This window comes from Aquabacterium sp. (assembly GCF_048860245.1).
Taxonomy (GTDB): Bacteria; Pseudomonadota; Gammaproteobacteria; order Burkholderiales; family Burkholderiaceae_C; genus Aquabacterium.
On the sequence record NZ_JBLIZW010000113.1, the window covers coordinates 1 to 12,446 of the forward strand.

General features: G+C 59.9%; 11 protein-coding genes. All 11 read left to right on the forward strand.

Features of this window, described 5'->3' with window-relative positions; all coding sequences use genetic code 11:
* A partial coding sequence (locus tag ACMV18_RS12635) for an NADH-quinone oxidoreductase subunit D (RefSeq protein WP_420818144.1) occupies nucleotides 1-680 on the forward strand: 680 nt, incomplete at its 5' end.
* A gap of 14 nt (nucleotides 681-694) precedes the next feature.
* A complete protein-coding gene (gene nuoE, locus ACMV18_RS12640; RefSeq protein WP_374255566.1) occupies nucleotides 695-1,180 on the forward strand; it encodes an NADH-quinone oxidoreductase subunit NuoE in 486 nt (161 codons plus the stop codon).
* A gap of 13 nt (nucleotides 1,181-1,193) precedes the next feature.
* Complete coding sequence (nuoF, locus tag ACMV18_RS12645) at nucleotides 1,194-2,537, forward strand: NADH-quinone oxidoreductase subunit NuoF (RefSeq protein WP_374255565.1); 1,344 nt, start codon at nucleotides 1,194-1,196, stop codon at nucleotides 2,535-2,537.
* Nucleotides 2,538-2,551: 14 nt separating this feature from the next.
* The gene (nuoG, locus tag ACMV18_RS12650; protein ID WP_420818145.1) at nucleotides 2,552-4,867 is read left to right on the forward strand and encodes an NADH-quinone oxidoreductase subunit NuoG; all 2,316 of its coding nucleotides are present in this window, start codon (nucleotides 2,552-2,554) and stop codon (nucleotides 4,865-4,867) included.
* Between the two features lie 19 nt (nucleotides 4,868-4,886).
* On the forward strand, nucleotides 4,887-5,945 hold the full coding sequence (nuoH, locus tag ACMV18_RS12655; RefSeq protein ID WP_420818146.1) for an NADH-quinone oxidoreductase subunit NuoH: 1,059 nt from the start codon (nucleotides 4,887-4,889) through the stop codon (nucleotides 5,943-5,945).
* A 15-nt stretch (nucleotides 5,946-5,960) separates the two neighbouring features.
* On the forward strand, nucleotides 5,961-6,452 hold the full coding sequence (gene nuoI / locus ACMV18_RS12660; protein ID WP_374255560.1) for an NADH-quinone oxidoreductase subunit NuoI: 492 nt from the start codon (nucleotides 5,961-5,963) through the stop codon (nucleotides 6,450-6,452).
* Nucleotides 6,453-6,458: 6 nt separating this feature from the next.
* Nucleotides 6,459-7,103, forward strand: a complete 645-nt coding sequence (locus tag ACMV18_RS12665) for an NADH-quinone oxidoreductase subunit J (protein WP_374255559.1) — start codon at nucleotides 6,459-6,461, stop codon at nucleotides 7,101-7,103.
* Nucleotides 7,100-7,411 (forward strand): NADH-quinone oxidoreductase subunit NuoK, encoded by a 312-nt coding sequence (nuoK, locus tag ACMV18_RS12670; protein WP_374255558.1) that lies wholly within the window; start codon nucleotides 7,100-7,102, stop codon nucleotides 7,409-7,411. The genes ACMV18_RS12665 and nuoK overlap by 4 nt, the downstream gene beginning before the upstream one ends.
* 17 nt (nucleotides 7,412-7,428) lie before the next feature.
* Entirely contained in the window at nucleotides 7,429-9,432 is a 2,004-nt protein-coding gene (gene nuoL, locus ACMV18_RS12675) for an NADH-quinone oxidoreductase subunit L (RefSeq protein ID WP_374255556.1), read from the forward strand.
* A gap of 25 nt (nucleotides 9,433-9,457) precedes the next feature.
* Nucleotides 9,458-10,936 (forward strand): NADH-quinone oxidoreductase subunit M, encoded by a 1,479-nt coding sequence (locus ACMV18_RS12680; protein WP_374255601.1) that lies wholly within the window; start codon nucleotides 9,458-9,460, stop codon nucleotides 10,934-10,936.
* 13 nt (nucleotides 10,937-10,949) lie between these two features.
* Entirely contained in the window at nucleotides 10,950-12,431 is a 1,482-nt protein-coding gene (gene nuoN / locus ACMV18_RS12685; protein WP_374255555.1) for an NADH-quinone oxidoreductase subunit NuoN, read from the forward strand.
* The last annotated feature ends 15 nt before the right edge of the window (nucleotides 12,432-12,446 follow it).

A 12,446-nucleotide genomic window follows, 5' to 3' on the forward strand; every position in this document is an offset into this window, starting at 1 on the left:
TGCTGGACTTCATCGACGATTTCACCCAGCGCTTCCCCAAGCTGGTCGACGAGTACGAAACGCTGTTGACCGAAAACCGCATCTGGAAGCAACGTACTGTGGGCATCGGTGTGGTGTCGCCTGAGCGCGCTCTGCAAATGGGCATGACAGGCGCCATGCTGCGTGGCTCCGGCATCGTGTGGGACCTGCGCAAGCACCAGCCCTACGACGTTTACGACAAGCTGGACTTCGACATTCCCGTCGGTACCAATGGTGACTGCTACGACCGTTACGTCGTGCGCGTGGAAGAGCTGCGTCAGTCCAACCGCATCATCAAGCAGTGCGTGGACTGGTTGCGTGCCAACCCGGGTCCGGTCATCACCGACAACCACAAGGTGGCGCCGCCATCTCGTGTCGAGATGAAGACCTCCATGGAACAGTTGATCCACCACTTCAAGCTGTTCACCGAAGGTTTCCACGTTCCCGAAGGCGAAGCCTACGCTGCTGTCGAACACCCCAAGGGTGAGTTCGGCATCTACCTGGCTTCCGACGGTGCCAACAAGCCTTACCGCCTGAAGATCCGTGCCCCTGGTTTCGCCCATTTGGCCGCGCTGGACGAAATGTCCCGTGGCCACATGCTGGCTGACGCCGTGGCCATCATCGGCACGATGGACATCGTGTTCGGTGAAATCGACCGCTAAGTGACCGAGTAATCATGCTGAGCGAACAAACCAAAGCGCGCTTCGATCGCGAACTCGCCAAGTACCCGGCTGACCAGCGTCAGTCGGCGGTGATGGCCTGTCTGTCCATCATCCAGCAAGAGCAGGGCTGGGTCTCTCCCGAGGCCGAGCAAGCCATCGCCGATCACATCGGCATGCCTGCGATTGCGGTCCACGAGGTCACCTCGTTCTACAACATGTACAACCAGAAGCCGGTTGGCAAGTACAAGTTGAACGTGTGCACCAACCTGCCATGCCAGTTGCGCGACGGCCAGAAGGCCCTGCAGCACCTGTGTGACAAGCTGGGTGTGGAAGACGGTGGCACCACGGCCGATGGCCTGTTCACCGTGCAGCACTGCGAGTGCCTGGGCGCTTGCGCCGATGCACCTGTGGCCCTGGTCAACGACCGCCAGATGGTCAGCTTTTTGAGCAACGACAAACTCGATGAGTTGGTCGACGCGCTCAAGGCTCAGGCCAAGTGAGGTAAGGAAAAAGATGCTGGACCTTTCCAAATTCCAGGCGACGGGCAAGGAAACCGTTTTCCACGGTCGCCACATTTCCCCTCAAATCTACGCTGACCTCGACGGCACCAACTGGCGCCTGAAGGATTACGAAGCGCGTGGCGGCTATGCTGCGTTGCGCAAGATCCTGGGCAAGGATGGCGGTGAAGGCCTGACCCAAGATCAGGTGATCGCGGAAGTGAAGGCTTCGGGCCTGCGCGGTCGTGGCGGTGCGGGTTTCCCGACCGGCCTGAAGTGGAGCTTCATGCCTCGCACGTTCCCGGGTCAAAAGTACCTGGTGTGTAACTCCGACGAAGGCGAACCCGGTACGGCCAAGGACCGCGAGATCCTGCGCTACAACCCGCACATCGTCATCGAGGGCATGATCATTGCGGCCTACGCGATGGGCATCACCGTGGGTTACAACTACATCCACGGCGAAATCTTTGAAGCCTATGAGCGCTTTGAAGAGGCGCTGGAAGAAGCGCGCGCAGCGGGCTTTCTGGGCAACAACATCATGGGCAGCGACTTCAGCTTCCAGCTGCACGCTCACCATGGTTTTGGTGCTTACATCTGCGGCGAAGAAACCGCGCTGCTCGAATCGCTGGAAGGCAAGAAGGGGCAGCCCCGCTTCAAGCCGCCGTTTCCTGCCAGCTTCGGTCTGTACGGCAAGCCCACCACCATCAACAACACCGAAACGTTTGCGGCCGTTCCCTGGATCATTCGCAACGGTGGCGAAGCCTTCCTGAACGTGGGCAAGCCCAACAACGGTGGCACCAAGCTGTTCACCATCTCGGGTGACGTTGAGCGTCCCGGCAACTACGAAATCCCCATGGGCACACCTTTCAGCACGCTGCTGGAGTTGGCCGGTGGTGTGCGTGGAGGCAAGAAGCTCAAGGCTGTGATCCCCGGCGGCTCGTCGTCGCCAGTGATCCCTGGTCACATCATGATGGAACTGACCATGGACTATGACTCGATCAGCAAGGCTGGTTCGATGTTGGGTTCCGGCGCGGTCATCGTCATGGACGAAACGCGTTGCATGGTCAAGAGCCTGCAGCGTCTGTCTTACTTCTACATGCACGAGTCTTGCGGCCAATGCACCCCTTGCCGCGAAGGCACGGGCTGGCTGTGGCGCCTGGTCGACCGCATTGAAAACGGTCAAGGCCGTCCTGAAGACATCGCGTTGCTGGACAACGTCGCCGAAAACATCCAGGGTCGCACGATTTGCGCTCTGGGCGACGCGGCTGCCATGCCGGTGCGCGCATTCATCAAGCACTACCGCGATGAATTCGTACACCACATCGAAAACAAGACCTGCACGGTCCCGGCCTACATCTGAGCGGGAAGCCTCACATGGTTGAAATCGAAATCGACGGACGAAAAGTCCAGGCCCAGGAAGGCAGCATGCTCATCCGTGCTGCCGAAGAGAATGGGACCTTCATTCCGCACTTCTGTTACCACAAGAAGCTGTCGGTGGCTGCCAGCTGCCGCATGTGTCTCGTGGACATCGAGAAGGCGCCCAAGCCCATGCCCGCCTGCGCCACGCCCGTGACGCAAGGCATGATTGTTCGCACCAAGAGCGACAAGGCCATCAAGGCTCAAAAGAGCGTGATGGAGTTCTTGCTGATCAACCACCCTCTGGATTGCCCGATCTGTGACCAGGGCGGTGAGTGCCAGCTGCAAGACTTGGCTGTGGGCTACGGTGGCGACTCGTCGCGTTACACCGAAGAAAAGCGCGTGGTCTTCCCCAAGGATGTCGGCCCGCTGATCTCCATGGAAGAGATGAGCCGCTGCATCCAGTGCACCCGTTGCGTGCGTTTCGGTCAGGAAGTGGCCGGCGTCATGGAACTGGGCATGGTCAACCGCGGTGAGCACGCTCAGATCGAGACCTTTGTGGGGCAATCGGTGGACTCCGAGCTGTCGGGCAACATGATCGACTTGTGCCCGGTCGGTGCGCTGACCAGCAAGCCCTTCCGCTACAACGCCCGTACGTGGGAACTGTCGCGTCGCAAGAGCGTCAGCCCCCATGACTCGACCGGTGCCAACCTGATTGTTCAGGTCAAGAACGGCAAGGTTCTGCGTGTGGTGCCTTTCGAAAACGAAGATGTCAACGAGTGCTGGATCGCCGACCGCGATCGTTTCAGCTACGAAGCGCTCAACGGCGATCAACGCGTGACCAAGCCCATGCTGAAGCAGGGCGGTGAGTGGCGCGAAGTCGACTGGACCACGGCCCTGGAATACGTGGCCAATGGTCTGAAGAACATCAAGTCTGAAAGCGGTGCTGCTGCCATCGGTGCACTGGCCACCGAGCACAGCACTGTCGAAGAGCTGTTCTTGCTGGCGCAACTGGTGCGTGGCCTGGGTGGTGACAACGTCGACACCCGTCTGCGTCAGGCTGATTTCAGTCAAGGTGCCGGTGCACGCTGGCTGGGCATGTCCATCGCCGAGCTGTCCAATGTGGACCGCGCGCTGGTGGTCGGCTCCTTCTTGCGCAAGGACCATCCGCTGTTCGCCTCGCGTCTGCGTCAGGCTGCCAAGCGTGGTGCACAGATCTCCGCTGTGGGCGGCGTGAACGATGACTGGCTGATGTCTGTCGCCAACCGCGTGACCGTGGCGCCAAGCGCCTGGGTTCAAGCCCTGGCTGACATCGCCGCTGCCGTGGCTGCCGAAAAGGGCGTGAGCGCCCCCGCCGCTGGCAACGTGACCGATGCCGCCAAGGCCATTGCCGCCTCGCTGCTGTCGGGTCAAAACGGCGCCGTGTTCCTGGGCAACGCAGCCGTTCAACATCCTCAAGCCGCGTCGCTGCAAGCGCTGGGTCAATGGATTGCCGAGCAAACTGGCGCCAAGCTGGGCTTCTTCGGTGAGTCGGCCAACACGGTGGGTGCCCAACTGGTGGGCGCACAGCCGAAGCAAGGCGGTCTGAACGCAGGGCAAATGCTGGCTGGCAAGGGTCTCAAGGGCCTCGTGCTGCTGGGTGTTGAGCCTGAATTCGATGCGGCCAACCCGTCTGCGGCCATGGCTGCGGTACAGGGCGCCGACATGGTCGTGTCCCTGTCGGCCTTCAAGACCTCGGCGAACGATTACGCCGACGTGATCTTGCCGATCGCTGCCTTCGCAGAGACCTCCGGCACGTTCGTGAATGCCGAAGGCCGTGTCCAGAGCTTCCACGGCTCGGTCAAGCCTCAAGGCGATGCCCGTCCTGCCTGGAAGGTGCTGCGCGTTCTCGGCACGATGCTGGGCCTGGATGGTTTCGGTTTTGAAACCTCGGAAGAGGTCAGGTCGGCCGCTCTGGGTGATCTGGCCGCACTGCCTGCCAAGTTGAACAACGCCATCAGCGCGTCGGTCAACGTTGTGGGTTCGACCGGTGATCTGGAACGCCTGGCTGACGTGCCGATTTACAGTGCGGATGCCTTGGTGCGTCGTGCGCCCGCGCTGCAAGCCACGGCCGACGCCAAGGCGCCGGCGGCCAGCTTGCCGCAAGCCTTGTGGGCTGAGTTGGGTCTGAGCGCAGGTGCGCAAGTCAAGGTGTCGCAAGACGGCGCCGCAGCTGTGCTGCCTGCCGTACTGGATGCCAGCTTGCCTGCCAACGTCGTGCGCGTGCCGGCCGGTACCGCTGCCACCGCCACCCTGGGTGCTTCGTTCGGCGCAATCCGCGTCGAAAAGGCCTGAAGGGTAGGGGAGACAACAGATGATTGACACCCTGTACAACGCTGGTGCCGCCAACCTTGGCGCAGCATGGCCCGTGGTCTGGTCTCTGATCAAGATCGTGGCGCTGTTGCTGCCCCTGCTGGGTTGCGTGGCGTATCTGACCCTCTGGGAGCGCAAGGCCATTGGCTGGTCGCAGATCCGTCCAGGTCCTAACCGGACCGGTCCGGCCGGTTTGCTGCAGCCCATCGCTGACGCGGTCAAGCTGATCTTCAAAGAGATCATCATCCCGTCGGCCGCCAACAAGGGCCTGTTCTTCCTGGGCCCCATCATGACCATCATGCCGGCTCTGGCTGCATGGGCTGTGATTCCCTTCGGCCCCGAAGTGGCACTGGCCAATGTGAACGCAGGTTTGCTGTTCCTGATGGCCATCACTTCGCTGGAAGTCTATGGCGTGATCATCGCCGGCTGGGCATCCAACTCGAAGTACGCCTTCCTGGGCGCCATCCGCGCATCGGCCCAGATGGTGTCCTACGAAATCGCGATGGGCTTCTGCTTCGTGATCGTGCTGATGACGGCGGGTTCTTTGAACATGACCGACATCGTCCTGAGCCAAGGCAAGGGGCAGTTCGCCGAGATGGGCCTGAACTTCCTGTCGTGGAACTGGCTGCCGCTGCTGCCGATCACCGTGGTGTACTTCATCTCCGGTCTGGCCGAAACCAACCGTCACCCCTTCGACGTGGTCGAAGGTGAGTCGGAAATCGTGGCCGGTCACATGATCGAGTACTCCGGTATGGCATTTGCCATGTTCTTCCTGGCCGAATACGCCAACATGATTCTGGTGTCCACTCTGTGCGCCATCATGTTCTTTGGCGGCTGGCTGCCTCCGGTCGAAGCGTTGAGCTTCATCCCCGGTTGGATCTGGTTGGGCATCAAGGCATTCATCATCGTGACGCTGTTCCTGTGGGTGCGTGCATCGTTCCCCCGCTTCCGTTATGACCAGATCATGCGTCTGGGCTGGAAGATCTTCATCCCGCTGACGCTGGTCTGGCTGATCCTGGTCGGCTGCTGGATGATGTCCCCCTGGAACATCTGGAAATAAGAAGGGGCACCCCACATGACTACGTCCCTCAAGGAATTCATTTCGAGCTTCTTCATGGTGGAACTCTTCAAGGGGATGGCTCTGACAGGCCGTCACTTCTTGAAGCCGCACATCACTGTGCAGTTCCCCGAAGAAAAGACACCGTTGTCTCCACGCTTCCGTGGTCTGCACGCCCAACGTCGTTATGAAAACGGCGAAGAGCGTTGCATCGCCTGTAAGCTGTGCGAAGCGGTTTGCCCCGCCATGGCGATCACGATTGAAGCCGGCATGCGTGAAGACGGTTCACGTCGCACCACCCGCTACGACATCGATCTGACCAAGTGCATCTTCTGCGGCTTCTGCGAAGAAAGCTGCCCCGTGGACGCGATCGTGGAAACCCACATCTTCGAATACCACGGTGAGAAGCGCGGCGATCTGTACTTCACCAAGGACATGCTCCTTGCGGTGGGTGATCGCTACGAGAAGGAAATTGCAGCCAACAAGGAGGCGGACGCGAAATACCGCTGACCCGATATGGACACCTTAAGCCTACTTTTCTATACCTTCGCCTTCGTGCTGGTCTACGCGGGTTTCCGCGTGATCACCGCCAAGAGCCCGGTGACTGCTGCATTGCACCTGGTGCTGGCTTTCGCCAGCGCCTCCTGTGTGTGGATGCTGCTGCAAGCTGAGTTCCTCGCCATTTCCCTCGTGCTGGTGTACGTGGGCGCGGTGATGGTGCTCTTCCTTTTCGTGGTGATGATGCTCGACATCAACACCGACTCCCTGCGTCAGGGTTTCTGGAAGCATTTCCCGCTCGCTGGCTTGATCGGCGTCGTGATTGCCCTGGAAATGTCCTTCGTGCTGACCCGCGGCTTCAACTTGCCAGTGGCCAAGCCGATGGCGCCGGACCTGGCCAAGATGGCCAATGCCAAGGCGCTGGGCGTGGAGTTGTTCTCTCACTATCTGTTCCCGGTTCAGGTCGCTGCGGTGATCCTGCTGGTCGGTATGGTGGCCGCGATCGCGCTGACGATGCGTGAGCGCAAGGACTCCAAGCATCAGAAGCCCGCCGAACAGGTGCGCGTGAAGAAGGCTGATCGCCTGCGCGTGGTGAAGGTGGCTGCCCAAGTGGAAGCCCCCGTTGAAGTTGACGCCAACACCCAGGCTGGAGGCCAAGCATGACCTCGATCACACTCGGACATTACCTGTCGCTGGGCGCGATCTTGTTCGCCATGTCGGTCATCGGGATCTTCCTGAACCGCAAGAACCTGATCGTGCTGCTGATGGCCATCGAGCTGATGCTGCTGGCCGTGAACCTGAACTTCGTCGCGTTCTCCCACTACCTGGGTGACATGGACGGACAGGTCTTCGTTTTCTTCATCCTGACCGTGGCTGCGGCTGAATCCGCGATCGGTCTGGCCATTTTGGTGACGCTGTTCCGCAATCGTCGTTCGATCAACGTCGATGAGTTGGATACGCTCAAGGGCTGATCGGGAGAGATACAAGAATGTCAGAACTTTCTCTCAACTCGCTGCTGGCGGTGCCTCTGGCCCCGCTGGTCGGCTCGATCTGCGCCGGCCTGTTCGGCAAGACGATCGGCCGTCGCGGCGCGCACATGATCACGATCCTGGGCGTGCTGGTGTCCTTCATCATCTCGGCGATGACCCTCAAGGCAGTCGCCTTGGATGGCGCGACCTTCAATGCCACGGTTTATGAGTGGATGACGTTGGGTTCGCTGAAGATGGAAGTCGGTTTCATGATCGACGGTTTGTCGGCCATGATGATGTGCGTGGTGACCTTCGTGTCGCTGATGGTGCACATCTACACCATCGGCTACATGGAAGAAGATCCTGGCTACCAGCGCTTCTTCTCGTACATCTCACTGTTCACCTTCTCGATGCTGATGCTCGTGATGAGCAACAACATGCTGCAGCTGTTTTTCGGCTGGGAAGCGGTGGGCCTGGTGTCGTACCTGCTGATCGGTTTCTGGTTCAAGAAGCCCACAGCCATTTTCGCCAACATGAAGGCCTTCCTGGTCAACCGTGTGGGTGACTTCGGCTTCATCCTGGGCATCGGTTTGCTGCTGGCATACACCGGTACGCTGAACTACACCGAAGTGTTTGCCAAGCGTGAAGCCCTGGGCGCGATGCTGTTCCCGCAAACCGACTGGCTGCTGATCACCGTGATCTGCGTGTGTCTGTTCATCGGTGCGATGGGTAAGTCGGCTCAGTTCCCGCTGCACGTGTGGCTGCCTGACTCGATGGAAGGCCCGACCCCGATCTCGGCGCTGATTCACGCCGCGACCATGGTGACCGCCGGCATCTTCATGGTGACCCGCATGTCGCCGCTGTTTGAGCTGTCGGACGCTGCGCTGAACTTCATCGTGATCATCGGTTCGATCACGGCGCTGTTCATGGGTTTCCTGGGCATCATCCAGAACGACATCAAGCGCGTGGTGGCTTACTCCACGCTGTCGCAGCTGGGTTACATGACCGTCGCGTTGGGCGTCTCGGCCTACGGCGTCGGCATGTTCCACGTGATGACCCACGCTTTCTTCAAGGCCTTGCTGTTCTTGGGCGCAGGTTCCGTGATCATTGGCATGCACCACGATCAGGACATCCGCAACATGGGTGGTCTGTGGAAGCGCATGCCCATCACCTGGATCACCTTCCTGCTGGCCAACCTGGCCCTGATCGGGACACCGCTGTTCTCGGGCTTCTACTCGAAGGATTCGATCATCGAAGCCGTTGCAGCGAGCGAATTGCCGGCAGCCGGTTTCGCACACTTTGCCGTGCTGGCGGGTGTGTTCGTGACCGCCTTCTACAGCTTCCGCGTGTACTTTCTGGTCTTCCACGGCAAGGAACACTTCCATCACAAGCCGTTCCCGGGTGAACACGATCATCACGACGACGATCATGGTCATGCGCACGAGCCGCACGAGTCGCCTTGGGTGGTGACCCTGCCGCTGGTGCTGCTGGCGATCCCCTCTGTCGCGATTGGTTACTTCACCATCGAGCCGCTGCTGTTCGGTAACTTCCTGGAGTCGGCGGTGTTCATCGACGCAGCCAAGCATCCTGGCATGCATGAGCTGGCGCATGAATTCCATGGCGCTTGGGCGATGGCGATGCACGCGTTCGGCACGCTTCCGTTCTGGTTGGCGCTGGGTGGTGTGGCCACGTCCTTCGTGTTCTACATCGTGGCGCCTCAGATCCCGGCCTTCTTTGCCAAGGTGCTGCGTCCGCTGATCGTGGTGGGCGAAAACAAGTACTTCCTCGACTGGATCAACGAGAACATCTTCGCCGCTGGTGCGCGCCTGTTGGGCCGCATCTTCTGGAAGGTGGGTGACGTGGCTCTGATCGATGGCTTGGCTGTGAACGGTTCGGCCAAGCTGGTCGGCCTGATCGGCTCGCTGACCCGCCTGTTCCAAACAGGCTACCTCTATCACTACGCACTGGTCATGATCCTGGGGGTGTTCGCCCTCATGACCTGGTTCGTGTTCATGCAGCACTGAGCGCGAGGACCGGTCCATGCAAACAATGTCCAATATCCTCTCTCTGGCCATCTGGATTCCAGTGGCCGTCGGGATCCTGTTGCTGGCCATCGGCCGCCAGGAAAATGCCCGCGTTACCCGTTGGGTGGCCCTGATCGGTTCGATCATCGGCTTCGCGGTCACCATCCCCTTGATCACTGACTTCAATGCCGGTACGGCTGCGATGCAGTTTGTCGAACACGCCCCCTGGATTGAGCGCTTCAATGTGTTCTATCACCTGGGCGTGGACGGCATCTCAATGTGGTTCGTGCCCCTGACAGCCTTCATCACGGTGATCGTGGTGCTGGCAGGTTGGGAAGTCATCGAAGACCGTCCTCACCAGTACTACGGCGCCTTCCTGATCCTGTCGGGTCTGATGATTGGCGTGTTCGCAGCACTGGACGGCATGCTGTTCTACGTGTTCTTCGAAGCCACGCTGATCCCGATGTACATCATCATCGGTATCTGGGGTGGCCCACGCCGCGTGTATGCCGCGTTCAAGTTCTTCCTGTACACACTGCTCGGTTCGCTGCTGATGCTGATCGCGCTGGTCTACCTGTACTACAAGTCGGGTGGTAGCTTCGACATCATGACCTGGCAAAAGCTGCCACTGCCGGCCACGCCTCAGGCGCTGCTGTTCGGTGCGTTCTTTGCTGCGTTTGCTGTCAAGGTGCCGATGTTCCCGGTGCACACCTGGTTGCCCGACGTGCACGTGGAAGCGCCGACCGGTGGTTCCGCGGTGCTGGCTGCCATCATGCTGAAGCTGGGTTGCTATGGCTTCCTGCGTTTCATGCTGCCCATCGTGCCGGACGCCTCGCATGAGTTTGCCCCCGTGGTGATCACCCTGTCGCTGATCGGTGTGATCTACATCGGTCTGGTGGCCATGGTTCAGAACGACATGAAGAAGCTGGTGGCGTACTCGTCCATCGCGCACATGGGTTTCGTGACCCTGGGCTTCTTCATCTTCAATGAACTGGGTGTGGTCGGTGGTCTGGTTCAGATGATCTCCCACGGTTTCGTGTCGGGCGCCATGTTCCTGAGCATTGGCGTGCTGTACGACCGCGTTCACTCGCGTGAAATCTCCGCTTACGGTGGTGTGGTCAACACCATGCCGAAGTTCGCTGCCTTCGCGCTGCTGTTCTCGATGGCCAACTGCGGCCTGCCGGGTACTGCTGGTTTCGTGGGTGAGTGGATGGTGATTCTGGGCTCGGTGCAGTACAACTTCTGGATCGGTTTGCTGTCTGCGACCGCGCTGATCTTCGGTGCTGCTTACACCCTGTGGATGTACAAGCGCGTGTACTTTGGCGATGTCACCAACGATCACGTTCGTGAACTCACCGACATCAATGCGCGTGAATTCCTGATCCTGGCCGTGCTGGCGGCCGCCGTGCTGTGGATGGGTATCCAGCCCAAGCCTTTCACCGACGTGATGCACGTCTCGGTGACCGAGCTGCTCAAGCACGTGGCACAAAGCAAGTTGAACTGAGGGCCGACACAAGATGACTGATTTGAACTGGCTCGCGGTGACTCCCGAGATCGTCCTGCTGGGCATGGCCTGTGTGGTCGCGCTCGCGGATCTGTTCGTCACCTGTCCCCAACGCAAGCCCACTTACTTCCTGGCGATGCTGTCGCTGGCGGCTGTGGCGGGTTTGCATTTCAACGCCCTGGGCGGCACGGAATCCGTGTATGCCATGCAGAAAATGGTCGTGGTCGACCCGCTGGGCCACTTGCTGGCTCTGTGCGCAACCTTGGCTGTGATGGCAACCCTGACCTATTCGCAGGTCTATGCCTCGCACCGCGAAATGCTCAAGGGGGAACTGTTCAGCCTGAGCATGTTCTCGCTGTTCGGCATCTCGGTGATGATCATCGGCAACAACTTCCTGTCCATCTACCTGGGTCTGGAAGCGATGTCGCTGTCGCTGTACGCACTTGTGGCCCTGCGCCGTGACAACGTGCAGGCCACCGAAGCGGGCATGAAGTACTTCGTGCTGGGTGCGCTGGCTTCTGGGTTCTTGCTGTATGGCCTGTCCATGATGTACGGCGCCACCGGTTCTCTGGACCTGGGCGAGGTGTACAAGGCCACACTGACCGGTCAGATCAACAAGCAAGTGCTGGCCTTCGGTCTGGTCTTCATCGTGGCTGGCTTGGCGTTCAAGCTGGGTGTGGTGCCGTTCCACATGTGGGTGCCTGACATCTACCAAGGTGCCCCCACCACAGCCACTTTGCTGGTTGCAGGCGCGCCCAAGCTGGCTGCGTTCGCCATCACCATCCGCTTGTTGGTGGAAGGCCTGATCAACACCGCCGTGGACTGGCAGCAAATGCTGCTGATTCTGGCTGTGGCATCGATGGCCCTGGGTAACCTGGCCGCCATCGCACAGACCAACCTGAAGCGCATGCTGGCGTACTCCGGTATTGCCCAACTGGGTTTCATGCTGCTGGGTTTTGTGCCCACCGTCGTGGCCGGTAGCACTGTCACGGCTGGCAACGGTCTGGGCTCGGCCCTGTTCTACGTCATCACCTACGTGCTGACCACGCTGGGCACCTTCGGTCTGATCATGGTGCTGTCGCGCCCTGGCTTCGAGTCGGAACAGATTTCGGATCTGGCCGGTTTGAACAAGCGCAGCCCGATGCTGGCTGGTGTGATGGCCGTGTTCATGTTCTCGCTGGCCGGTATTCCGCCGACCGTGGGCTTCTACGCGAAGCTGGCCGTGCTGCAAGCGCTGATCACGACCAGCTCGGGTCTGCTGCTGCAGATCTCGATCGTGGCTGTGTTGTTGTCGCTGGTCGCTGCGTTCTACTACTTGCGCGTCATCAAGGTCATGTACTTTGACGAGCCGGTGGAGGGCGCTGCACCGATCGAAAGCAGCGGTGCTCGCGTGCTGTTGTCTGTGAACGCACTGGTGGTGCTGGGTCTGGGCTTGCTGCCTGGTGGCCTGATGGCCCTGTGTGCCCGCGTGATCACGCAATCTTTGGCAGGTTGAAAATGAAGCTGATGA